The sequence below is a fragment of the Marinomonas sp. SBI8L genome, assembly GCF_001624705.1.
GTDB lineage: Bacteria > Pseudomonadota > Gammaproteobacteria > Pseudomonadales > Marinomonadaceae > Marinomonas.
The window spans coordinates 286,754-311,498 of the sequence record NZ_JSEO01000005.1 but is presented as its reverse complement, the minus strand read 5'-3'; the positions used below and the strand labels follow the sequence as shown (position 1 = coordinate 311,498).

At 42.1% G+C, this 24,745-nt stretch carries 20 protein-coding genes; 12 read left to right on the top strand and 8 right to left on the bottom strand.

All coding sequences use genetic code 11. The annotated features are described in order from the left end of the window. Positions 1 to 45: 45 nt before the first annotated feature. The 3 genes from OA91_RS09815 to mqo all read right to left on the bottom strand — a co-directional run bounded on the left by OA91_RS09815 (position 46) and on the right by mqo (position 2,826). A complete protein-coding gene (locus OA91_RS09815; RefSeq protein WP_063338081.1) occupies positions 46 to 753 on the bottom strand; it encodes an FKBP-type peptidyl-prolyl cis-trans isomerase in 708 nt (235 codons plus the stop codon). A gap of 220 nt (positions 754 to 973) precedes the next feature. Further along, positions 974 to 1,237: a YfcL family protein gene (locus tag OA91_RS09810; protein WP_046015691.1), complete on the bottom strand. Its 264-nt coding sequence runs from the start codon at positions 1,235 to 1,237 to the stop codon at positions 974 to 976. Positions 1,238 to 1,332: 95 nt separating this feature from the next. Next, positions 1,333 to 2,826, bottom strand: a complete 1,494-nt coding sequence (gene mqo, locus OA91_RS09805; RefSeq protein WP_063338080.1) for a malate dehydrogenase (quinone) — start codon at positions 2,824 to 2,826, stop codon at positions 1,333 to 1,335. A gap of 414 nt (positions 2,827 to 3,240) precedes the next feature. On the opposite strand from mqo, the gene OA91_RS09800 reads away from it, so the two are divergent. Then, positions 3,241 to 3,654 carry a CBS domain-containing protein gene (locus OA91_RS09800; RefSeq protein ID WP_063338079.1) on the top strand — a complete coding sequence of 138 codons (414 nt, stop codon included), beginning with the start codon at positions 3,241 to 3,243 and terminating at the stop codon, positions 3,652 to 3,654. Between the two features lie 329 nt (positions 3,655 to 3,983). On the opposite strand, the gene hslO is transcribed toward OA91_RS09800, so the two are convergent. Both hslO and OA91_RS09790 read right to left on the bottom strand, forming a co-directional pair. Continuing rightward, on the bottom strand, positions 3,984 to 4,877 hold the full coding sequence (hslO, locus tag OA91_RS09795; RefSeq protein WP_063338078.1) for an Hsp33 family molecular chaperone HslO: 894 nt from the start codon (positions 4,875 to 4,877) through the stop codon (positions 3,984 to 3,986). A 51-nt stretch (positions 4,878 to 4,928) separates the two neighbouring features. Continuing rightward, positions 4,929 to 5,525, bottom strand: a complete 597-nt coding sequence (locus OA91_RS09790; protein WP_063338077.1) for a TIGR02444 family protein — start codon at positions 5,523 to 5,525, stop codon at positions 4,929 to 4,931. 113 nt (positions 5,526 to 5,638) lie between these two features. On the opposite strand from OA91_RS09790, the gene OA91_RS09785 reads away from it, so the two are divergent. The 3 genes from OA91_RS09785 (at position 5,639) to ppk1 (ending at position 11,143) form a co-directional block, all read left to right on the top strand. Next, complete coding sequence (locus OA91_RS09785; protein WP_063338076.1) at positions 5,639 to 7,561, top strand: ATP-binding cassette domain-containing protein; 1,923 nt, start codon at positions 5,639 to 5,641, stop codon at positions 7,559 to 7,561. 40 nt (positions 7,562 to 7,601) lie between these two features. After that, a complete protein-coding gene (gene hemB / locus OA91_RS09780; protein ID WP_063338075.1) occupies positions 7,602 to 8,591 on the top strand; it encodes a porphobilinogen synthase in 990 nt (329 codons plus the stop codon). Between the two features lie 209 nt (positions 8,592 to 8,800). Next, entirely contained in the window at positions 8,801 to 11,143 is a 2,343-nt protein-coding gene (gene ppk1 / locus OA91_RS09775; protein ID WP_052701818.1) for a polyphosphate kinase 1, read from the top strand. Positions 11,144 to 11,213: 70 nt separating this feature from the next. On the opposite strand, the gene OA91_RS09770 is transcribed toward ppk1, so the two are convergent. Then, entirely contained in the window at positions 11,214 to 12,731 is a 1,518-nt protein-coding gene (locus tag OA91_RS09770) for a Ppx/GppA phosphatase family protein (RefSeq protein ID WP_063338074.1), read from the bottom strand. A 508-nt stretch (positions 12,732 to 13,239) separates the two neighbouring features. Between OA91_RS09770 and rho the strand changes: the two genes are divergently transcribed. The 3 genes from rho to OA91_RS09755 all read left to right on the top strand — a co-directional run bounded on the left by rho (position 13,240) and on the right by OA91_RS09755 (position 16,900). Continuing rightward, complete coding sequence (rho, locus tag OA91_RS09765; RefSeq protein ID WP_046015699.1) at positions 13,240 to 14,505, top strand: transcription termination factor Rho; 1,266 nt, start codon at positions 13,240 to 13,242, stop codon at positions 14,503 to 14,505. 106 nt (positions 14,506 to 14,611) lie between these two features. Next, on the top strand, positions 14,612 to 16,105 hold the full coding sequence (ubiD, locus tag OA91_RS09760; protein WP_063338073.1) for a 4-hydroxy-3-polyprenylbenzoate decarboxylase: 1,494 nt from the start codon (positions 14,612 to 14,614) through the stop codon (positions 16,103 to 16,105). A gap of 81 nt (positions 16,106 to 16,186) precedes the next feature. Next, entirely contained in the window at positions 16,187 to 16,900 is a 714-nt protein-coding gene (locus OA91_RS09755; protein WP_063338072.1) for an NAD(P)H-flavin reductase, read from the top strand. A gap of 96 nt (positions 16,901 to 16,996) precedes the next feature. On the opposite strand, the gene OA91_RS09750 is transcribed toward OA91_RS09755, so the two are convergent. Further along, on the bottom strand, positions 16,997 to 17,917 hold the full coding sequence (locus OA91_RS09750) for a lysine exporter LysO family protein (RefSeq protein ID WP_063338071.1): 921 nt from the start codon (positions 17,915 to 17,917) through the stop codon (positions 16,997 to 16,999). A 241-nt stretch (positions 17,918 to 18,158) separates the two neighbouring features. Between OA91_RS09750 and OA91_RS09745 the strand changes: the two genes are divergently transcribed. Further along, the gene (locus OA91_RS09745) at positions 18,159 to 19,535 is read left to right on the top strand and encodes an MATE family efflux transporter (RefSeq protein WP_046015703.1); all 1,377 of its coding nucleotides are present in this window, start codon (positions 18,159 to 18,161) and stop codon (positions 19,533 to 19,535) included. Between the two features lie 305 nt (positions 19,536 to 19,840). Here OA91_RS09745 and OA91_RS09740 read toward each other — a convergent pair whose 3' ends face one another. Next, the gene (locus OA91_RS09740; protein WP_063338127.1) at positions 19,841 to 21,322 is read right to left on the bottom strand and encodes a cobyric acid synthase; all 1,482 of its coding nucleotides are present in this window, start codon (positions 21,320 to 21,322) and stop codon (positions 19,841 to 19,843) included. Positions 21,323 to 21,453: 131 nt separating this feature from the next. Between OA91_RS09740 and cbiB the strand changes: the two genes are divergently transcribed. The 4 genes from cbiB to gpt all read left to right on the top strand — a co-directional run bounded on the left by cbiB (position 21,454) and on the right by gpt (position 24,669). Further along, positions 21,454 to 22,389, top strand: coding sequence for an adenosylcobinamide-phosphate synthase CbiB (gene cbiB, locus OA91_RS09735; protein WP_063338070.1), 936 nt, complete (start codon positions 21,454 to 21,456; stop codon positions 22,387 to 22,389). A 50-nt stretch (positions 22,390 to 22,439) separates the two neighbouring features. Then, positions 22,440 to 23,546 carry an aminotransferase class I/II-fold pyridoxal phosphate-dependent enzyme gene (locus OA91_RS09730; RefSeq protein ID WP_063338069.1) on the top strand — a complete coding sequence of 369 codons (1,107 nt, stop codon included), beginning with the start codon at positions 22,440 to 22,442 and terminating at the stop codon, positions 23,544 to 23,546. Next, positions 23,543 to 24,064, top strand: coding sequence for a bifunctional adenosylcobinamide kinase/adenosylcobinamide-phosphate guanylyltransferase (gene cobU / locus OA91_RS09725; protein ID WP_063338068.1), 522 nt, complete (start codon positions 23,543 to 23,545; stop codon positions 24,062 to 24,064). Before OA91_RS09730 ends, cobU begins: the two co-directional genes overlap by 4 nt. A 116-nt stretch (positions 24,065 to 24,180) precedes the next feature. Continuing rightward, positions 24,181 to 24,669 (top strand): xanthine phosphoribosyltransferase, encoded by a 489-nt coding sequence (gene gpt / locus OA91_RS09720; RefSeq protein ID WP_046015707.1) that lies wholly within the window; start codon positions 24,181 to 24,183, stop codon positions 24,667 to 24,669. Positions 24,670 to 24,745: the final 76 nt, after the last annotated feature.

Below are 24,745 nucleotides of genomic sequence, written 5' to 3'. Positions count from 1 at the left end.
ATAAAAAACCCACCAAATGGTGGGTTTTTTGTTTAAACAATAAGCTTACTGAGCTTCAGCGACTGCCGGTGTTTCGATCGCTAATAGCTCCACAACAAACTTAAGTGCTGAATGTGGTGGGATAGGGCCTGTACCGCCTGGCCCATATGCTAGCTCAGATGGGATGTATAGTTCGTACTTAGAACCAACTGACATAAGTTGTAGACCTTCGGTCCAGCCAGGAATAACTTGATTCAGAGGAAAGCTAATTGGCTCGCCACGCTCGTATGAACTATCAAATACGGTGCCGTTAGCTAATGAGCCTTCATAGTTTACTTTTACTGTATCGGTTGCAACTGGTTTTTCGCCAGTACCTTCCGTCACTGCTTTATAAAGCAGACCAGAGTCAGTTTTCATGATGCCTTCTTGTGCTTCAATCGATGCTAACCATTCAACTGAGCCTGCCTTCGCTTGTTCCGCTTCTTTTTCTTGAGCTAAACGTGCTTCTTCCATTTTTTGCTGTTGGAAGGCTTGGAAAATACCTTTTAGCTCTTCTTCAGGAATCGCTGGCGTTTCACCTTTATAGGCTGATTCGAAACCTTTCATAAAAGAATCAATGTCTAGATCCTCAACACCCATGCTTAATTGAGCGCCTACCATGGTGCCAAAGGTATAACCAAGTTTTTGTGACTCTGTTTCTGGGGTATAAGCTGTATCAGCAGCAAATGCTAGTGATGTAGATAGCGTTAATGCTGCAATCAATGTTTTTTTCATAAAAGCGTTCCATTCAATAAGGTGTTATCAATATGTTAGTGTTTGTTTATCAGTCAGATCAATAGAATGATTTAAAGTTCCAAAATGCTAGACCAGCATCTTTAACTTTACAAAAAAATAATCATTTACTAACAAAATTAAGAGTCTTTATAAGAGCTGAGGCCCATTAAGAGATAATTCAAGGTGTATTTAAAAATAAACTTGTTTATCACCTTGAAGCTTAAGCGATCACCTTGTTCCAAAGGGCAAGAATTTGAGCTTGATCTTCTTCACTCATATTCTCATTAGCAAATGCATCTTTGAGAGCTGCTTCAAAGTTTTCGTCGAACTCTGTTTGACCATGAGCATCAATACCGCCATGCACACCTAATAAGCCTAATAGATAGGCGCAGAAAAATAGGGTGTCGCTATCTTCTGTAGCATGTTCAATTTCTCTTAATTGATCGCAAATTTGATCTGCGCGTTGGGCAAATGACATTGTCATAAAAGGTATCCTGTCTTTATTTTTTTACTAATAATTTTATAAAACAAAGCCGCTATATAAGCGGCTTTGTTTGATTTTATGGGGTTAACTTAGAGCTAAATTTCTGGCATGTCACCAAGCTTTAATGTGCTAAGAGTACGGCTTCTTACTTGTTTCAGCAACTCTTTATCTTGAATCAGGGACTGGCCATAAGAAGGTACCATTTCTTTCAGTTTAACCTGCCATTCTGGGCTGCTCATCTTATCTGCAAAGCAACGTTCAAGAATGCCTATCATGGTATTAACTGTGGTTGAAGCACCAGGAGAAGCACCTAATAAAGCGGCTAGACTACCATCACTCGAAGCAATCGCTTCGGTACCAAACTCAAGTTTACCACCGCCCGTTTCTTTATCTTGCTTGATGATCTGAACGCGTTGCCCGGCATAGGCTAGCTCCCAATCTTCATCTTTGGCATTAGGGTAAAAGCTTCTAAGAGCATCAACTCTATCTGCTTGAGTTTGCCTTACTTCACTGACAAGGTAGCGGGTCAGGTCCATGTTATTTTTACCTACAGAAAGCATCTGTTTAAGGTTATTCAGTTTGATGCTTTTTGGTAAATCTAGGAAAGAACCGTTTTTCAAGAATTTAGTGGTAAAACCAGCAAAAGGGCCAAACAAAATGGCTTTTTTACCATCAATAATGCGGGTATCCAAATGAGGGACAGACATAGGCGGTGCGCCTATAGGTGCAGCTCCATAAACTTTGGCAAAGTGTTGCTCAACAATTTCAGGCTTATCACATACAAGCCACTGTCCACTTACAGGGAAGCCACCATAACCTTTACTTTCTTCAATGCCTGACATTTGTAAAAGAGGTAATGCCCCACCACCAGCACCGAGGAAGACAAATTTGCTGTTAATAGTATGTTTTTGATTTTTATCTTCAAGATCTACATTCCAGCTGCCGTTTTCTTGTTTAGAGAAACCAGTAACACTAGTGCTAAGAAGTAAATCGACATTTTCATCATTATCAAGGAAAAGGCTCATGTTACGAGCTAAGGCGCCAAAGTTGACATCTGAGCCATGGGCAATACGGGTTGCCGCACAGGCTTCATTGATATCGCGGTCTTTCATGATAAGAGGCATCCACTTAGCGAGAACATCAGGGTCTTCTGAGTATTCCATACCCGCAAATAAGTGATGCTCTTTTAGCGCCGCGTATCGTGTGCGTAAAAAGTTAACGTTCTTTTCGCCCCAGACTAAACTTTGGTGCGGAACTGAATTGATGAATTTGCTTGCTTCAGGTAGTACACCTTGTTCAACAAGGTAAGACCAAAATTGTAAGCTCACTTCAAATGCGGCGTTAATTTCTAATGCTTTATTTGTGCTGACGCTACCGTCTTGGTTTTCAGGTGTGTAGTTTAATTCGCAATAGGCCGCATGGCCTGTGCCAGCGTTATTCCAGCCATCCGTACTTTCTTGTGCCACACTGTCTAAACGTTCAACCAATGTGATTTTTAATGAAGGGTCAAGCTGCTTTAGCAGCGTGCCAAGGGTTGTGCTCATCGCACCTGCCCCTACTAATAGTACATCTACAGATTTCTGGGTCATTACTGTATCGCCATTTCATCGCCAATTTTGGTGGATTGAGAGCAATCTTTAACATCTATTTTGTACGTTTTAGTACTTATTATTGTGAGTAAAAATGGATAATTTTACTTAAAGTTGCTTCTCTCAACAGTATGATAATTCAGGTCAGGTTTTGACCAGTATGTAACTTTCTGTTGCGTGGATGGACTAAATTATACGGATTTTATGATCAATGTCTTGTTAGACATCGGTATGAGGCGCATTTATCTCTGTTATGTTTATTATCAGCTTGAGTATCTTGATAAAACTCAGAAGATGTCAGATTTTGACTAAGATTTTACGTATTTTAGCAACAAAGTTTAGATACTAATTTTTCTTTTTTGCTATTTGTGAAATATATGTTTCTAGCGATTATCAAAGGATGAAGTATATCAAATGAAGAATTTAACAATTGCTCAGGTGATGAAGACGGCTCCTATTAGTGTTGATATGGATACGCGTTTGGGGGAGGTGAGAAGCTTGCTTGAAAAACATGGCTTTCACCATCTACCAGTATTAGATGGGGAGGAGCTAGTGGGTATTATTTCTGATAGAGATATTCTGAGGTTAGTGAGCCCTTTTTTAGATACTGCAGCCGAGATGACAAGAGACCTTGATGTCCTTGATAAAGCGGCTCATCAAGTTATGACACGACAACCTATTTGTGTGTCACTAGATGACTCTTTAAACAAGGTTGTTGAGTGGATGCTAAATGCACGTATATCTTGTATACCTGTTTTAGATAAGGGGCGTCTCGTGGGAATAATTACTTGGAGAGATTTGGTTTCTTTGTTGGAGTTTGTCAATTAATCTAGGGAACCTGCGATTAAGTCACCTCTTCTCAGTCTTTTCAGAAAAAGCGTCAAGCAAGGCGTCACTTTGACGTAATGTAGGCACCTTTCGAAAAGGGACAACACAGGGTGGCGCTTTTTCTGAAAGACCCGAAGGGCGTGGTCTAAAAGCCCTATCTTTAAGTTGAGGGCCTTATCAATAGAATAACTATTAAGTTACGTCCCTCGCCATAAACCTAGGCGCTTTTATCCACACGCTGAGGCGGGAGGACTTATTCGCAGGTTCCCTAGGAAAAAGTCTTTTTCCCCTAGATTAATTTAGCAAGTATTCTGAATTGGCTTCAAATACTAGTGAGTTTTTGCGTGCTCACCTAGAACATTGACCAAATCTGCTTCTAAAAATTGGTAATGCTCAGCGCAGAATTGGCAGTCAATATTGATAGAGCCTTGTTCTAATAAAATCTCTTTGATTTCCTCTGCACCAATTGAAATTAACGCTTCAAGTGTTCTTTGGCGAGAGCAAGAACAATTGAACTGCATTGCTTTAGCGTCATAAAAGCGTAACTCTTCTTCATGATATAAGCGGTGAAGAAGCTCAAGCGTATCAAGCTTTAAAAGCTCGTCATCTTTTACGGTTGAAGCCAAGTGAACGAATCTTTCCCAGGCATCTTCATCGTCTTCTTTAGCTTGTTCTGCAGGTAATCTCTGTAGAAATAGACCTGCGCAGCTTGCACCGTCAGCGGCTAACCAAACGCGGCTAGGTAACTGTTCGGATTGAGTAAAGTATTGCTCAAGGCATTCTGCAAGCGAGTTACCCACTAGTTCAACAACCCCTTGGTATCTGCGGCCATTGGTTGGTGTAATGGTAATAACAAGGTAGCCGCCTGCTAACGTTTCTTTTAGTGATATCTGCTCAGGGAAGGCTGCACCATCTTGCCACTGAGCAATGCCGCGTAAGTTTTGCAACTCATCACATTCCACCATGATAGCGGATAGATCTCCTTCTCCCTTTGCTTGTAGAGAAAGGACGCCATCAATCTTGATAATGTCTCTGAGAAGTGCAATTGCTGCCACAAATTCACCTAATAGGTTCTCTAGAGGTGCAGGGTAGTTTTTGCGTTGAATGATCTCTTGGTAAGCTTGATTCAAAATAACGCGCTCACCGCGTACATTAGTATTATCAAAAGAAAAGCGTTGTATTTCGTTTAATTGATTCGCACTGAGTTGGCTTGTGTCGTTCACGGTCGTATTACCTTAGCTTGTAAGGAGGCAGGCTTAAACTTGTCTCATTACTTAATGTTTAAATTTACCTTCTATTTTACGCTCGCTATCCATAATCATCCACTGGCTAAATTCTTTTATTAGCTTAGGTTCAGGTTTTTTTTCACCACAATCAGAGAATGCTTGCCAGCAAAGGCTTAAGTTGAATTCAAGAAGAGCTTTAACGTCGCCATGATTTTTCTGTTCAATAAGAGTTAGCTCGCTGATATAGGTGCGCTTTATTGCATAGAGTATGGCTTGTGCTTTTTGCTCTGCCTTAAGTTCACAGGCTTTTAATTGCTTATAAAGAGGGTCTTGTTTAGAATTTTCGCCAACATTTTTTCGTGCCAGCCTGATAGAAGGAATAATCTCACTCAACCAGTTTTGTAATTGGCTATTTTGTTTTATGAGTTGAGGCTCTAGAATGCAGCCTTCAGCACTAAGCCAAATACTATAAAGCAGAAGATTAACCTGCATATTGTGCTGGTCTTGCAAAGCCAGGCAATAGTTTGCAACCTCAGGTTTAACATATAAATCGAGAGAAAATTGCCAAAATACATTCTCCAACAAGTGAAAATCTTCTTCTTCTGAGGCTTGGTTAGTGATGGCTTTTGAATGAGCTGAACACATAGAACACCTTATAGTTCGCGCTATTTATCTTAGCTAATAGTCAGCGCGTAATGACCCTTATAATCTAACTGCTGTAAAAACACAGCACTGCATGACTAGAGAATAATTGAAACATGATCCAGTTTACCCAAGTAAGTTTACAGCGAGGCCGTCAATTTCTGCTAGAAATGGCTGATTTGACCATATATGAAGGCCAAAAAGTAGGCTTGATTGGCGCTAATGGCGCAGGTAAATCATCACTTTTTGCCATGTTGCGTGGTGACCTTCATGCTGATACTGGCGAAGTGGTCTTTCCTCAACAAAGACGTATTGCCTTTATGGCGCAAGAAGTGACAGATACTGATCGCAGTGCACTGGATTATTGTCTTGATGGAGATGAATGGCTAAGAGAAATAGAAGCCAAGATAGAGCAAGCGGAACAGAAAAATGATGCCAGTGCTCATGCCCATTGGTTAGGTGAGTTCGAGACGGCTCATGGTTACAGTTCAAGGTCGAGAGCCGAAACCTTGTTGCAGGGACTGGGTTTTAAAATGGCAGACATGGCGAAACCAGTAACAGACTTTTCTGGTGGCTGGCGCATACGTTTGAACCTTGCCAAAGCGCTTATGTGCCCTTCTGATGTGCTATTACTTGATGAGCCAACTAACCACTTGGATCTCGATGCGGTGATGTGGCTCGAGTCTTGGCTACGCCAATACCCTGGCACTCTCATTCTTATTTCCCATGACAGGGATTTTTTAGATGCCATCACGACCCACATTATTCATCTTTATCAGAAAAAGCTGACTGTTTATAAAGGGAACTACTCGGATTATGAGCGTCAGCGTGCCGCTCATCTGGCTCAACAGCAAGCCAACTATGAGCGCCAGCAAACACGTAAAGCCCATTTGCAAACCTATGTAGATAGATTCAGATATAAGGCGACAAAAGCTAAGCAGGCGCAAAGTCGCTTAAAAATGCTGGAGAAAATGGGCGATATCGCCCCTGCTCATATTGATTCCCAGTTCCAGTTTAGTATTCCTGTAGCGGATAAAACCTCTGCCCAGTTAGTGAATTTGGTCGAAGCTGATTTAGGCTATCAAGTGGAAGGGGCTGGCCCAACATCTCAATTGCCGCATTGTAACTTCAATTTGCGAGATGGCCAGCGTATCGGTTTGTTGGGGCCAAATGGTGCCGGTAAATCAACACTCATTAAGTCACTGGTGGGTGAACTCGATTTGCTGAGTGGTGATAGGGTATGTGGAGAGAATCTAAAAATAGGCTACTTCTCGCAACATCAGTTAAGTGCCTTAGACCTTGATGCCAGCCCAGTACTACATATTCAAAGGTTAACTGCGACAGCTCTAGAAAGTGACATACGTCGTTATTTAGGTGGTTTTGGCTTTATCGGTGATGATGCATTGCGTACAGTGCGTGACTTTTCTGGTGGAGAAAAAGCCCGCTTAGCTCTGTCACTAATTGCCTGGACCAAGCCTAATTTATTGATTCTCGATGAACCGACTAACCACTTAGATTTAGAGATGCGCCAGGCGCTGACTGAAGCCTTGCAAGAATTCCCAGGATCTATCTTATTGGTATCTCACGATCGTCATCTACTTAATAGTACTGTGGATGAGTTTTATTTGGTGGCAGATAATCAGGTCGCTGAGTTTGATGGTGATCTAGCTGCTTATTATGATTGGCTGCAAAAACGACAGTTAGCTGGGCGCCAACAAGAAAAAGCTAATGCCAGTGTTAATCTTGAGAAAGTTGATAAGAAAGAAGAAAGGCGTAAAGCCGCAGAGCTAAGGCAACAACTTAGACCACTGAGAAAACTCATAGAGAAACATGAAAAAGCCGTGCATAAAGCACAAGAGAAACTCGATGATATCAGTGAGAAAATGGCTGATGGTGAGCTTTATGAGGCAAAGAACAAAGATAAGTTGCAGGCCTTGTTAGCGGATGAGGCTAAATGGAAAAAAGAATTGGAAGACAATGAAGAAGCTTGGTTCGAGGCACAAGAAAGCCTAGAAGAAGCGGAAGCGTCTCTCAGTTAAGTAAGATATTTCAATTAAGAGGCTTTTAAGGAGCAACCTAATGACATTCCCTCTAGTGCGTATGCGCAGAATGCGTAAAGACAGTTTTTCTCGTCGCCTAATGCAGGAAAACCAAGTAACAGTGAATGACCTAATCTATCCAATGTTCGTGATAGAAGGTGAAAACGAGCGAGAAACCGTACCATCCATGCCGGGTGTAGAGCGAGTATCTCTTGATCAGCTTTTACTTGAAGCCGCTGAGCTTGTTGAATTAGGCGTGCCTGCTATTGCTTTGTTCCCTGTTGTACCCGCTGAGAAAAAGTCGCTTGAAGCGGAAGAAGCCTATTCTGATGATGGTTTAGCCCAGAGAGCGGTTCGCGCACTTAAGTCGACGTTCCCTGATCTAGGTGTGATTACTGACGTTGCCCTTGACCCTTTTACCACTCATGGTCAAGACGGCATTATTGATGACACAGGTTATGTTTTAAATGACGTGACCACAGAGGTGTTAGTTCAACAGGCTCTTTCTCATGCTAAAGCCGGCGCTGATGTTGTTGCCCCTTCAGATATGATGGATGGTCGAATTGGCGCTATTCGTGAAGCGCTTGAAGCCAATGGTTTTATCAATACCCGTATCATGGCTTATTCGGCTAAATATGCATCTGCTTACTATGGCCCTTTCCGTGATGCGGTAGGTTCTAGTGGTAATTTAGGTAAAAGTAACAAGTTTAACTACCAGATGGATCCCGCTAATTCTGATGAAGCTATTCGTGAAGTACAGCTAGACATAGAAGAAGGCGCGGATATGGTGATGGTCAAACCTGGTATGCCTTATTTGGATATTGTGCGTCGAGTTAAGACAGAGCTTGCTGTCCCTACCTTTGCTTATCAGGTTAGTGGTGAATACGCCATGCAAATGGCGGCATTTGCCAATGGTTGGCTGGATAAAGAAAGCGTCATGATGGAGTCACTTTTATCCTTTAAGCGAGCGGGTGCAGATGGCATTTTGACCTATTTTGCGAAAGACGTTGCGCGATTATTGAAGGGGTAATCAAAAAGTCATCTTAACTTGCGACCATGAGTGTGAAACTGCTCAAGCTTGAATAAATTTGCAATAAAAATGTGAGTTAGCACAAGGATGTACGTTAACTTCATAAAATTGTGTTATACAGGTAAGAGTAGTTTTAAAAAATAAACTCTTTTTGATATAGAAAAAGAGTTAAGCAATTGCACCTTTGTTGAATTGGGGTAGTAAAACTCATGGCTGACCTAGCAGGAAAAATTGCACCAGATACAACGACAATACTAGATAAGAAGCTGGTGGATAAAAGCGTGACTGAGAAGAAAGTAGCAGACAAAAAAGTCCCAGAAAAAAAGACATTAGAGAAAAAGACATCAGATAAAAAGGAACCGACTGAAAAAAAAGAGGCTCCGGCTTCTGATGTTGTTGAAGTAAATGAACCTGCGTTGGAAACCATCCCAGAACAACCGCAGGATCAGAAAAAAGTTGCGATCGAAAAACGCAAACCGGAAGAAATAGATTTAAATGACTCGGAATTATACTTTAACCGAGAGTTAAGCAACCTTGCTTTCCATGCTCGTGTGCTTGAGCAGGCGATGGATGAGAACCATCCTGTATTAAATCGCCTAATGTTCTTATGCATCTTTAGCAGCAATATGGATGAGTTCTTTGAGATTCGTGTCGCAGGCCTAAAAAGCCAATTAGAATTTAGCCGTGAACAAACCGGTCCTGATGGCCTTTATCCAAAAGAAGTTTTACGTCAAATCAGTGATCAGGCCCATAAGCTAGTTCGTCGCCAGTATCGTATTTTAAATGACATTATCTTTCCTAAACTATCTGAACATAATGTTCACTTTATACGCCGTAGTTTATGGACTGAGTCACAAGCGGCTTGGGTTAAAAAGTATTTCCGCGAAAATGTCTTGCCTATTATTAGTCCGATTGGCTTAGACCCAGCTCACCCTTTCCCTCGTCTTGCTAATAAAACCTTCAACTTCGTTGTTGAACTAGAAGGGCGAGATGCTTTTGGGCGTGAGAATGGTCTTGCTATCGTGCCTGCACCGAGTTCTTTGCCGCGTTTGGTAAAAATGCCTGCAGAAGTGAGTGAAGATGGTGATAACTTAGTTTTCTTATCTTCTATCATTCATGCCCATGCGGATCAGCTTTTCCCTGGCATGACGGTGAAAGGGAGTTATCAATTCCGTCTGACACGTAATGCTGACTTGGAAGTTGACTCAGACGATATTGGTTTAGATTTGGCAGGTGCTTTAAGGACTGAGTTACAAACACGTCATTATGGTAGCTCGGTACGTTTAGAGGTTGCTGAGAACTGTCCAAAAAGCGTGATCACCTCCTTGCTTGATCAGTTTGATCTACATGAAAATGACCTTTACTTGATTGATGGCCCTGTTAACTTAAGTCGATTGCTCGCTGTTCTTGATCTCGTTGATCGTCCTGATCTCCTGTACTCGCCATTCTCTCCAGGGTTGCCACGCAAACTGTCTACCTCCAAAGGAGATGATATGTTTGAGGCGATAAGGCAAAAAGATTACCTCTTGATGCATCCTTATGAATCTTTCGCCCCAGTGATTGATTTCTTAAGTAATGCCGCGAAAGACCCAAATGTGGTGGCCATTCGTCAAACTCTTTACCGAACTGGTGCTCGCTCTCCTATTGCTAATGCGCTAGTAGATGCTGCGCGTAATGGTAAAGAGGTGACAGTAGTTATCGAATTAAGGGCGCGATTTGATGAAGCGGAAAACCTTGCCTTAGCAAGTAGGCTTCAAGATGCTGGAGCCATTGTTGTTTATGGCGTTGTACGTCATAAAACACACGCTAAGATGATATTGATAGTACGTCGTGAAGGCAGCGTTTTAAGACGCTACGTTCACCTAGGAACAGGTAACTACCATGCTGGTAATGCGCGTCTTTATACTGACTATAGCTTGCTAACCTGTGACAGCGATATTGGTGAAGATATCCATAAGGTATTCCAGCAGTTAACTGGTATGAGTAAAGAGTTGAAAGTGAAGAAAATTCTTCACGCACCTTTTACGTTAAGAGACCGTTTGCTGGATATGATTGCCAAAGAAGCTGAAAGTGCGAGAAGTGGTAATCCATCTAGAATCATTATTAAAGTGAACTCGCTTACCGAGCAAAGGCTAGTGCAGGCGCTTTATAAAGCGTCTCAAGCAGGGGTTAAAATTGACCTGATTGTGCGTGGTATTTGTACCTTACGTCCAGGTATCAAAGGTGTGTCTTCCAATATCAGAGTGCGTTCAATTATTGGGCGATTCTTGGAGCATACAAGGGTTTATTACTTCTACAATAACCGTTCTCCTTTGGTATACCTATCAAGTGCTGATGGTATGGATAGAAACTTGAATAACCGAATTGAAGTTGCTTTCCCTATTCAAGATCCAAAACTAGCAAGACGTGTTAAGAAAGAGTTAGAAACCTATATTACGGATAATACTCAAAGCTGGGTGCTACAAAACGATGGTTCATACCAACTTAATAAACCTCGTAAGGGTGAGTACAGAAGTGCACAGCGTACCTTGTTAAGTAATTTGGCTGACTAGTTTGATTATTTAATCGTTGGAATAAAAAGGCCGAGAATCATTCTCGGCCTTTTTGTATCTAGCTTTTTTATTAACTAAAGGTAAGGGTAAAGTTCTTAGCTAATAGGTAATCGGCTTCAAGCTGTAAATTAGCGTAAGTTAATGGCCGCGCTTCAAGCCAGCCGGGTAAGAACTCTATGTGTAGGGTGTTATCTTTTGCCTTCATTGAAAAGATAGGCATATCACCTTCTTTTCTGTCATGGTGAAGGTTGATGGCAAAACGAAGTAAGACAGCTAAGTGATCTAACTCCTGCTGGTCTCTTCGAGTAAAGCGGTAATTTAAGGATTGAGTAAACTTGCGGCGGTGGCGCAAAATTAAGTTCGCTAATGCCTGTTGCTCTTGTTGAGAAAATCCCGGTAAATCAGATTCACTGATAATATAAGCCCCATGCTTGTGGTATCGACTATGGGATATTCCCATACCTACCTCATGAAGCAAACTTGACCAGCGTAAGAAGTTCTCACTAGAAATGCTGTTTATTTGCCAATCTTCTTTTACTTGAGCCAAAGCAGATAGGCCAGTGTGGGCAACAAGTTTCGCTTGCTCTTTATCTATGTGGTATTGGTTTAAAAGGTATTGAACTGTCGTTTCGCGAATGTCTTTCTCTGCGTAGCGCCCCATCACATCAAAGAGTACACCTTCACGTAATGCGCCAACGGATAAGTCCATGCTTTTAATCTGAAAGCATTCAAATACGGCTGTCAAAATAGCAAGGCCGGCGGCAAAGGTGGTTTTACGTTCAGGTTTAAGGCCTGCAAGATCAAGGTTGTCGGCATGGCCTGCATCAAATAGTGCTTTTTGAATAATCTTGATGCCTTTGAGTGTAATGCCTTTTTTACCCCAGTTATTTTCCTTAATAATATTGAAAGCTGCTTTAATCGTGCCGGAGGAACCTATGGCTAGGTCCCAGTTTTCTTCAAGATAATCATCTTGAATACTGAGCATTTCAAGTCTTGCCGCTGTCACCGCTTTTTGGAAGTTCGATTTAGTAATGCTGCCATCTTTGAAGAAGCGTTGCCTAAAACCAACACAACCCATATGCAAGCTTTCGGTTAGGATAGGCTTTTGCTGACTACCTATAATGAACTCTGTACTACCGCCCCCTATATCGACAACTAAACGTTTTTGCTCCCCATGGTCCATGGTATTAGCAACGCCCACATAAATTAGTCGGGCTTCTTCTCGTCCCGCAATGACTTCTACAGGATGTGGAATGATATCCATGGCTTCGCCAATAAAGTCATAACGGTTCTTAGCAACCCTAAGCGCATTGGTGCCGACGATTCGAACTGAGCCTAAGGGCATGTTCTCAATTACTTGAGCAAAGCGTGTTAAGCAAGCTAAGCCCCTTTGTTGGGAGTCATCATCTAAAATATTATTTTGCAGACCCGCAGCCAGTTGTACTTTTTCTCCATACTCTCCCACGACTCTGAGTTGTCCATGGGTGACTTGAGCTATGACCATGTGAAAGCTGTTTGAGCCTAGATCGATCGCGGCAATTTTTTCAAAAGGAAGATTGTGAGCAGGTTGTTGAAAAAGTGACTGCATGCAAAAGGAACCTTATTGTGCTTGGTTAATACAGGTGCAGGTTATCTTAGATGAGCTGATAAGTCATGAATTTGCGTAATTATGGGCATAGTTTTAGTGAATTTATGCGACTTTTAGTTACGCTTAATTCCTCCTGAGGGACTCAATAACGCGGTCTAACAGGCTTAAAATGTAAAATTTGCTAAAAATTGATCAAAAAAGTGATTTTTCCATTTTTTTTCTATAGACCTTAACAATAACACCAACTATAGTAGGTGTGTTCTTGATCATTCAAATGCGTTTATTTCTTTTATTTATTGCGCTTAAGCAATAGGTTATAGGCTTTGAGAACAAGAGTTCCAATCAAATCGTTACGCGCTATTTTTCAACATTGTTTCAGAAATTGTGTCTCGGTCAAATTATTATTAAGAAGCTTCCTGATTAAGATTAAATATGTATATATCAACGTATTGTCAAATTAGAGTAGTCCTGTCAATTTTCCTCAATTAGAAATCGTAAAAATCCGTTTATGAACCTTACCGAATTAAAACAGAAATCAGTACAAGAACTATTAAACATCGCAGCTGAAATGGGGTTAGATAACCTTGCTCGATCCCGTAAACAAGATGTTATTTTCGCTATTCTTAAGCGACACGCTAAAAGCGGCGAAGACATTTACGGCGATGGTATCTTGGAAATCTTACAAGATGGCTTTGGCTTCTTGCGTTCACCAGATAGTTCTTACTTAGCAGGTCCTGATGATATTTATGTATCACCTAGCCAAATACGCCGATTCAACTTGCGTACAGGTGACACAATTGCCGGTAAGATTCGTCCACCTAAAGATGGCGAGCGTTATTTTGCGTTGCTAAAAGTTAATGAAATTAACTTTGATAAGCCTGACAGCGTTCGTAACAAAATTCTTTTTGAAAACTTAACGCCGCTATTCGCTGATCAGCGTTTGGTAATGGAAGCAGGTAATGGTTCTACTGAAGATGTCACGTCACGAATCATTGACCTTGTTGCTCCAATGGGTAAAGGGCAACGTGCCTTGGTGGTTTCTCCGCCAAAAGCAGGTAAAACCTTCATGCTACAAAATATCGCTAATGCGATTACCCGCAATAACCCAGAAACACACCTAATTGTATTACTTATCGATGAGCGTCCTGAGGAAGTAACTGAAATGTCACGTACTGTACGTGGCGAAGTGGTTGCTTCTACTTTCGATGAGCCGCCAAGCCGTCATGTACAAGTGGCTGAAATGGTTATAGAGAAAGCGAAACGTTTGGTAGAACACAAACGTGATGTCGTTATCCTATTAGACTCTATTACTCGTCTAGCCCGTGCTTACAACACTGTCATTCCTTCATCTGGTAAGGTATTAACAGGTGGTGTTGATGCCAATGCTCTTGAACGTCCTAAGCGTTTCTTTGGTGCCGCTCGTAATATCGAAGAAGGTGGTAGCTTAACTATCATAGCGACTGCTCTGGTAGATACTGGCTCTAAAATGGATGAAGTTATCTTTGAGGAATTCAAAGGAACAGGTAACTGTGAACTTCACCTAGATCGTAAGATTGCTGAAAAGCGTACTTTCCCTGCGATTAACATCCGTCGCTCTGGTACTCGTCGTGAAGACTTACTAACATCTGAAGACGAACTACAACGTATGTGGATTTTGCGTAAGCTGCTTAATCCGATGGAAGATGTTGCCGCAACTGAATTCTTGATTGACCGTCTGAAAGTAACCAAGACCAATGATGAGTTCTTTGATGCTATGAAGGGTAAAGGTAAATAAGCCTAAACCCTAGTTAAAAAAACCACTTTTATAGTGGTTTTTTTTGCCTCATTTTTTATTTAGTTTGGCCATAACCTAGGCGAAACTATGTCCTAAGAGAGTCGTCATGAAATACAAAGACCTTCGAGACTTTATAGCTGTCCTTGAGGAAAAAGGGGAGCTGATTCGTATACAAGCCGAAGTTGACCCTTATCTTGAAATGACAGAGATCAGTGATAGAACCTTACGTAGTGAAGGGCCTGCTTTGTTATTTGAGAACCCTAAAGGTCATGACATGCCTGTATTGGCTAACTTGTTTGGTACGCCAAAACGCGTTGCTATGGGAATGGGAAAAGAGTCTGTTACTGCACTTCGTGAAATCGGTGAGTTGTTAGCTTTCTTGAAAGAGCCTGAGCCGCCAAAAGGCATGAAAGACGCTTGGCAAAAACTGCCTATTTTCAAGCAAGTCATGAACATGGGGCCAAAAGTAGTTAAATCAGCACCTTGTCAGCAAGAAGTGCTCGAAGGTGACCAAGTTGACCTTAATAAGATACCGATTCAAACTTGCTGGCCTGGTGATGCTGCGCCGTTAGTGACTTGGCCGTTAGTAATTACCAAAGGTCCGCATAAATCACGTCAAAATCTGGGCATTTATCGCCAGCAGCTGATTGGTAAAAACCGCCTTATTATGCGCTGGTTATCTCATCGTGGTGGTGCATTAGATTTTCGTGAGTGGCAACAGGAGCATTCAGGTGAGCCTTTCCCTGTCGCTGTGGTATTGGGAGCCGATCCAGCGACTATTTTAGGCGCGGTAACACCTGTGCCAGATACCTTGTCTGAATATGCGTTTGCTGGCTTGTTAAGAGGCAGTAAAACAGAACTTATCAAATGTATTGGTAATGATTTACAAGTACCTGCCAGTGCGGAAATCGTATTGGAAGGCTTTATCTATCCAGATGATGAAGCTGTCGAAGGGCCTTTTGGCGATCATACGGGTTACTATAATGAGCAAGATACCTTCCCTGTCTTTACGGTAGAGCGTATTACTCAGCGTAAGAATCCTATTTATCATAGTACTTATACAGGGCGTCCACCTGATGAACCCGCTATTTTGGGTGTTGCTTTAAATGAAGTATTTGTACCTATACTTAGAAAGCAGTTTCCAGAAATTGTCGATTTCTATTTACCACCTGAGGGCTGTTCGTATCGTATGGCGGTGGTGACCATGAAGAAGCAATATCCAGGTCATGCTAAACGTGTCATGTTAGGTGTTTGGTCTTTCTTGCGTCAGTTTATGTACACCAAGTTTGTGATTGTCTGTGATGATGACGTTAATGCCAGAGATTGGAATGATGTGATTTGGGCAATTACCACTCGTATGGACCCAGCAAGGGATACCACCTTGATTGAAAATACCCCGATAGACTATTTGGATTTTGCCTCACCTGTTTCTGGGTTAGGTTCCAAAATGGGGATGGACGCGACGAACAAGTGGCCGGGTGAAACCGATAGAGAGTGGGGCGTTCCCATTGAAATGACATCGGAAGTGAAAAACAAAGTAGATGATATTTGGTCTTCTTTAGGTATCGAAGAGGCGATTTCAGGTAAATCTGCAAAGTAAATTTGCCTTATACCTAGTCATCACAACGCAAAATTAAAAAATAAGCCCAGAAGGGCAGACTCGAGAGAACGGAGTAATAGCGTGAACGAAGTAATCGCAAAGGTAAGCAAGGTTGAGCTAATTAACCAAAATGTGTATCAGGTTAGCCTTGATGTGCCTGTTGATAGCTTTATTGCTGGGCAATATTTGATGATTCATTTGCCAAGTGGTGAAAGTGTCCCTTACTCCATAGGCAGTGCTGCCCATGAGCTACCCAGTTTACAGCTTTATATTTTGGTCGCAGATGAAGAGTCTTTGGCGTTTAAAGTGATTTCTTATCTAAAAGATAATGAAACAGTGAGCCTTAAGATTCCAGGTGGTGATTGTCATATCGAAAACGGCGCTTTGCAGGATTCAGTGGATCAAGTTTTATTAGTGGCTGGTGGAACTGGTTTTGCGCAAATGAAGAGTATGTATGATGCTCTTACTGAGCAAAATTATCAGGGTAAGGTGTCTTTATACTGGGGTGTGCGTACACCGGACGATAGTTTTTTAGTTGATTGGATTGAAAGTAAAGAAAATATCAGTCTGGTTGCTAATGAAGCGGATAATGATTGGCAAGGTACAACTGGCTGGTTATATGAAAAGATTGTTGCTGATAACCCAGATCTAAGTCGTTCTGTGGCTTATGTGAGCGGTTCGCCAGGTATGGTATATGGCACACTGGATAAACTAGAAGAAGCAGGGCTTGCTCATGATGCTAGCTTCTCTGATGTATTTGCTTACGCACCTCGTCCAGAGAAACCACAACTTTAAACACCAGCAAAAGATCTAAAAAAACCGCTTTTAGAGAATATCTAAAAGCGGTTTTTTATTTGGCGCTTTCTTTGTAGATAAAAGGTTGTAGAGGAATTAAAGACCCATAAAGAGTGGAATGAGAATAGGCACAAGTAAACTCATAATAAAGCCGCTTGCAATGGCTGTCGGGATAATATCAGCCCCATGAAACTTGCCTAACATAGGCAGTGTAAAATCCATGGCGGTGGCTCCTGAATAACCAACGGAAACATGGCTGTTAATGCGACAAAAGACTGGAATGAGGAGTAAGGCTAGAATCTCACGCCCTATATCCAATAAGAATGCAGTGGTTCCTAATACCGGGTTTCCAAGACCTGTGATGAGTATGCCGGATAAGCTGTACCAGCCAAAGCCAGACACGACAGCAAGACCATGGCTGACTGGTAAATCCAGAGCTAAAGCGCCAATCAATCCGCCTAAAAGAGTGGTCGCTACCGTAGTAAACGCAATAATGAGACCTTGGGTATTTAAGAAAAGTTTGCGTAACCGATAGTTGCCTTGCTGTAACTGGTGGCCGATTAAAAAGAGCAGTAGGTAAAGCAGATAAGTCACTATGGTATCGACATGAGTTAAGCCGTCAGAAGCAAAAATGCCAATGATAAGCCCAATCAATACAAAGGCTAGGGTTTTAATGGCATCAGAAAATACCGCAAAACTGATTTTCACATCCTCAGCTTTTGCTTGAGTATGAAGTGATTTTTCACTTGGGTTAAAGTGTTTGCCTGTATACCAAAGGGCGGTAATTGCCAGAAGTGAAATCGCTGCGAAGAAGACTAGAGCTTGGGCACCCGCAGTGACCAATTTTTCAGGTAAATTCTCTAACGCTCCAATACTAAAACCTATCATGCCTAAAATAAGGTAAGTCAGCCAAGTAAGGCTTGTTTGGATAAATTTTTCTGAGAAAAAATGAATCTTTAGCCAATAACCCGCTAGTAGAGCTAAAAGTAATGGGCCAAGTGTTACGAGTATTGTCATTTTGCTGTCCGTGTCGCTACATGCGTGAATTTCTAAAATCGAACTGATCGGCAATTCTCATGTTATTTCAATGGCTTAGCAAGCACTAAATCATATAGTGAAAATCAGGTGGCGCAGATTGAAAAGGATCTGCTGCCATTCCTAAAATAAAGTGATACATTAGGCCCGATTATCTCAATACGCCCCTTTTTAGGGCGTTTCAGGATGACCTTGATAGGCGTAAATTTATAAGGATTAAGTGATGTTAGATCGTTGGCCGGTGTTAAAAGAAGTGCTGCATTTATTAATGCCAATGGTACTAACCTTGACTTTAGAATTGTCTATAAGCATGGTCGACACTCTCATGCTAGGGAACTATAGCCCTTATCATTTGGCCGCCGTAGGGTTGGCCTCGAGTTTGTGGACACCTGTGGGTTGCTTCTTAATGGGCATCACTTTTGGCCTAACCCCATTAGTAACCCGTCATCTTCATGGTCGCCAAATGAAGATGGTTAATATTTACATGTCGCAAACCTTAGGTGTGTGTTTAACCGTTGGTTTATTAGCAGCATTAACTGTGGCTTTCATCTTGCCGTATTTCGCTATCATGATGGCAACTGAAGAAGAAACCCAAAGAGTGAGTGCTCAATATCTACAGATACTTGCGCCCGCGATTCCTGCTCTTGCTTTTACTGTTGGTTATAAGAACTTATTTGAAGCAGCGGGTAGACCTAACTTTCCTTTGATTGCGGCAGCTATTGGTTTGTTAATGAATGCTGGGCTTAACTATCTCTTTATTTTTGGTAACTTTGGCTTCCCTGAAATGGGAGCAGCGGGTGCCGCTTTAGCTTCAACTATCTCAATTTATTTCAGTATTACTTTGTTCTTTGTATACGATAAGTTTTTTAGTCCTAAGACCTTATTTACCAAGATCAAAACGAAATACCTATTCAGGTTTGGCATCTTACTTAATGTTGGTTTACCAGCAGGCCTTGCATTCTCCTTTGAGATTGGCCTTTTCTCGTCAATGACTTGGTTAATCTCTAGCTTTGGGGATTTGGCCATTGGTGCTGGGCAAATTATCATGTCTTATACTTCTTTGCTTTTCACGCCGTTAATGGCGATGAGTGCTGTGACGGCGATAGTGGTAGCAAAATCATTATCAAAAGAGGGCGTGGAAGGGGTGCGTAAACGCATGCGAGTGATTGTTGGCTTAGGGTTAAGCTATGTCTTTATTTGCTTTGTGGTGACTCAAACCTTTAATGAAACTATTCCAACTTTCTTTAGCTCAGATCCTGATATTATTGCTATGGCTGCAGGCTTGTTGATAATTTCCTCGGCTTATCAAGTGGCCGACATGCTACAGACCGTCTTTACCGGTGGTTTGCGTGGCTTTAGGGATACTCGCTTTTCCATGATCGCCTTTGCCATCTCATTATTTGTGCTTTGCCTACCGCTAGGTTATTGGTTAGCACACTTCAGCCCATGGGCGACAGAATTGAATGTAAGAGGGTTTTATATCGGCCTAGGCTCAGGTCTCGCGCTCTTGTCTTTGTTGTTAATACTGAGATTCCGTTTTGTCGTTAACCGTGCATTGAAGCGTAAGATAAAATACGAAGAAGCAGGGGTTGTTGCTTAAGGAATCTGTGAATAAGCCCACTCGCCTCAGCGTGTGGATAAAAGTCTCTAGATTTATGGCGAGGGGCGAAACTTAATCGTTATTCTATTGATAAGGCCCTCAACTTAAAGATAGGGCTTTTAGATCACGCCCTTCGGGTCTTTGAAGAATGCCTAAATTACATCAAAGTGACGCCTTGCTTGACGCTTTTTCTGAAAAGACTGAGAAGAGGTTACTTAATCGCAGGTTCCTTAAATAAAATGTATCTGGCTAAACAATAGAATGTTTAGCCTGACTTGTATCTATTTTCTAAAATGCGAGAGAGGCTAAAGAGTAAGCTTAAATGCTTTGGCCTTATCGATAAGCGCATCAATATTCATGTGCTCCTCACAACTATCTGCAAGCCTATCTATTTCTTTGTTTTTATATTCATTGTAATCAAAAGCGGCTGCGGCATCTAACCCCGCCCAATTTAATAAAGCAGCTAATGCCTCTGGGTGATCAAACAGGCCATGTAAGTAGGTGCCAATAATCGCATTGTCATCGGCCAAATAACCTTCGTTTTCACCGGATGCGAAAGTACAGAATGCCTGATGCTCTTGAGTGAAAGAGGCAACACCAGCGTGAATTTCATAACCAGTAATAGCAGCGTTTTCTCCCCAAGCAAGCTTTGCTGTTTGTTGTGTCAGTTGTTTATCTGGAGATAAGTCCGTTTGCATGGGAATCAGGCCAAAACCTTGGCTAGTTGTTGGTGTATGATTCTCCAACGCAAGTGCATCGTTAAGGCAATCTCCTAGCATCTGATAGCCGCCACAAATACCAATCACTTTGCCACCATATCTTAAGTGGTGATTTAGATAAGGCTCAAACCCCTGTTGTTTCAAATAAGCTAAATCTGACTGTACGCTTTTAGAGCCAGGTAAGATAATCAGGTCAGCAGCAGGGAAGGGCTGGTTTTCTTTAACCAGTATGACTTCAACCTCTGGGTGCAAACGTAAAGCGTCCCAATCAGTATGGTTACTGACTCTTGGGTAGATAGGAATGACGACTTTTAATTTAGTTGCTTGTTTTTCAACAGGGGTAGAATCAGCGACAGCATCTTCAGATTCTAGGTGAAAACCTTTGAGGTAAGGTAAGACGCCTAACACAGGCTTGCCTGTGTGCTCTTCCAGCCAATCAAGGCCAGATTGCAGTAAACTCACATCACCACGAAAGCGGTTAATCACAAAGCCGATGACTCTGTCTTGTTCGCTTTGGCTGAGTAGGGCGAGCGTACCAACAAGGTGAGCGAAAACGCCGCCTTTATCAATATCGGCGATAATAATGACAGGCGCGTTCACACTTTCTGCAAAGCCCATATTGGCAATGTCTTTGGCTCTTAGGTTGATTTCTGCTGGACTACCTGCGCCTTCAATAATGATGCCGTCATAGGTTTCGCTAAGGCGTTTAAAAGAATCTAGAGCAGCAACTTTAGCTGTCTCTTTGTAGTCATGGTAAGAGCGCGCATTCATATTACCTATGGCTTTACCTTGAATAATGACTTGAGCGCCTATGTCTGTATTTGGTTTAAGCAGAATAGGATTCATATGAATATGAGGTTCTATGCCAGCGGCATAGGCTTGAACTGCCTGAGCACGGCCTATCTCACCGCCTGATGCAGTGACCGCACTATTAAGCGCCATGTTCTGTGGCTTAAATGGCGCAATAGCGAGATTACGGCGTTTAAGTAAACGACATAGGGCCGTGGCAAGAGTGCTTTTACCTGCGTCAGAGGTAGTGCCTTGAATCATTAGGCTAAATGCTGTCATTATCTTTGAATCACTATTCAGGGTAATAAGGTGGTAGAATTCTACCATCTAACGTATGTTCCTGATTGAAAAAATCACCTATTCCCATGACCCATTTTAAGAATCGCACAGGGGTCTATTAAGATTGAAAGATGACAGATACCTTTTTTACTAGCGCTATTATTCTCTTACTTGCTCTTATCATTGACCGAGTTTTGGGCGAACCAAAATCTTGGCATCCTCTTATTACTTTTGGCCGTTGGGTTGATCAATGCCAAGCTTGGTGTCAATTACCCCTAAGTTGGTCCGTATTCAGTCAAAGGTTATTTGGTGTCTTTGCTTGGCTGTTGGCTGTGGTGCCTTTATTACTGCTTTGGAGTCTGCTTGAGCACCTACTGCCGACATTGATTCTAAATGCTTTAGCGGTTGTCATTGTTTACTTTAGCATTGGCTGGCAAAGCTTAAGGGAGCATGGACTTGCTATTGCCAAGCCTTTGATGAAAGGAGACCTAGTGCAGGCACGTATTGCCGTTTCTTATATTGTGAGTCGAGATACTCAAACACTGAATGAAGAACAAGTAGCCAAAGCAGGCATTGAATCTGTTTTAGAAAATGGCAGTGATGCTGTGTTCGCTCCTATTTTTTGGTTTTTGATTTTAGGCGTGCCGGGGGCAATTTTGTATCGCCTTGCTAACACCCTAGATGCCATGTGGGGCTACAAAACAAGTAAGCTATTACATTTTGGTTGGTGTGCTGCAAGAGTAGATGATGTGCTTAATTATATTCCCGCCAAGCTGGTGGTATTTAGCTATGCTTTGTGTGGTAAATACTCGAATGCAATGCAGGCGGCAAGCGCGCCAGAAGCCAGTTGGAAAAGCCCTAATGCAGGCCCTGTCATGGCGGCGGGCGCTGCTTCTTTAGGCTTGGCTGTTGGTGGTGAGGCTGTTTATTTTGGTAAAACTGAATCTCGCCCTGTTTTAGGCAAAGGACAAGCACCTCAAGCTAAAGATCTTGCAAGATCTATCGCTCTGGTTGATAAGACCCTCTACCTTTGGTTTTTGTTTGTTGCCTTTATTGCGCTTTTTTAATATCGCTTTCCCCTTATAAGTTTTAATTCGACCTTTGGTCAGTAGAAGATATGAATAATGAACTAGATCTGAGCTTAGAGAAGCCTAAACATGGTGGTAATCTCTTGGCGCTTCGTCGCTCTTTAGGTGACTCTTCACATATTAAAAGCTCTTGGATAGACCTATCCTCTGCGGTAAATCGACACCCTTGGCCTGTGCCTGAGGTGCCTGTTTCTCTTTGGCATGAGTTACCAGATCTTGATGGTTTGAACCAAGCGGCGGCAAGTTATTATGGTGTGAATAACTTTGTGCCCATTGCTGGTACACAACAGGCGATTGAGGCTTTACCTAGCTTATTATTTGCCGCTAATGCACGTACAGAAACTCAGATTCTAGTGCCAGAGGTAGGCTATCAAGAACATGGCTTTGCTTGGACTAAATGGCAGTATGCAGTAGATACCTACAATAATACTCAGGATCTCGCTGTAAAAAGTTGGCAAGTATTAGTCTTGATTCAACCTAATAACCCAAGTGCCAATAAATTAACCTTAGCTGAATTACTAAGCTTGATTGAAACAGCACAAGTGCGTGAATCCTATATCATTATTGATGAAGCTTTTATTGATGGTGTGGTCGGTGCGAGTTTGCTTTCGTACTATCAAGATAAAGCATGGCCAGCTTGCTTGATTGTTTTGCGTTCAGTGGGCAAGTTTTTTGGTTTGCCAGGAGCCAGAGTCGGCTTTTGTTTTGCTAGCCAGTCAATTTTAAAAGGGTTGGCTTCCGTCACTGGTCCTTGGCCTATTGCGACACCTGCTGCTTGGTTACTAAGCCAAGCTCTTAAAGATGTTGCTTGGCAAATACAAGCTAGTAGAGATTTAGCGAGTCGTAGCAAACGCTTTGAACAAGAGATTAAGCCTTTAATAAATCAGTTCTTTAGCTCCCTATCTTTGCCCGTTCGCTGGCAGCAAAGTGAACTTTTTTATACCTTGTTTAGTGATGAAGCAGAGGTCTTGTTTGAGTGGTTACAAGCTTTGTCCATACATGTGCGTTTGGGTGATGCTTGGATAAGGTTTGCCTTACCAGCTGATGCTGAGTTCGATTTAATTAACACGCGTGTTCAGCAAGCTTTATTAAATGGACAAGCTCAAAGTGCCAGCCAAGTGGAGGAAGTAGAGTGAAGTATTTAGTCATTGGTGGTGTGCGCAGTGGCAAGAGCGCTCATGGACAAATTTTAGCGCAAAATTTAGCAGATGCTGAAGCTAGAGAAGTGGTTTATCTAGCAACGGCTCAAGCGCTAGACAAGGGGATGCAGGAGCGCATTGAAAAGCATCAAAATAGCCGACCTGAACATTGGTTGCTGGTGGAGGAAAGTTTTGATCTTGCTTCCGTGCTACTTGCTCCAGAAAATCAAAATAAGGTGATTTTAATTGAATGCATGACACTCTGGCTAACCAACTTGATTTGCCTAGAAGATGATATTGCTTTTGATAAGCATAAGTCCGCGTTTTTAGAGGCGATTCATACTAGCAAGGCGAAACTTGTTTGTATTACAAGTGAGGTAGGTGCTGGCATTATGCCTATGAATTCCATGGCGCGACGCTTTGGTGATGAAGCTGGCTTATTAAATCAAGAGTTAGCTCGCCTAAGTGAACAGGTAGAGCTTGTCTGCGCTGGCTTGCCGTTAAAGCTCAAATGAGGCTTTAAAAGAATACAAATTAGCCAGCCAATTGGGTAGAATGCGCTCTTCATTTTATGAGGTGAAATGAAAACTTATTTCCCTTAATTGACAACCTAGATTGGTAGGAGCTAAGCATGAACCCGTATTCAAAAGATTACCCAGTGTCTTGGGATGAACTACACCGTAATGCTAGAGCATTGGCTTGGCGCTTATTAGAGCAAGGACCTTGGAAAGGCATTATTGCCATTACCCGAGGAGGTTTAGTGCCTGCTGCAATTATTTGTCGTGAACTGGATGTACGTCTAATCGATACTCTTTGTATCGCAAGTTATGACTCTTCTGGTAAGGAAGCTAACGAACAAGGTGAGCTGACAATCTTGAAAGGGGTTGAAGGTGATGGTGAAGGCATGCTGCTAATTGACGACCTAGTGGATACGGGTCGTACTGCACAAGTGGTGAGAGAGATGCTACCAAAAGCACACTTTGCCACTATTTTTGCTAAACCTGCTGGTAAACCACTGGTTGATACCTTTGTGACCGAAGTGAGCCAAGATACTTGGATTCGCTTTCCTTGGGATATGGAATACACCTTTTCAACACCTCTTGCGGATAGAAACGCGTAATATTCTGCATATTTAAACTTTCTTAGAGCCTCCTTTAGTTTCTTGTATTTTTTGATCTCGTAACTGAGTGTAAACA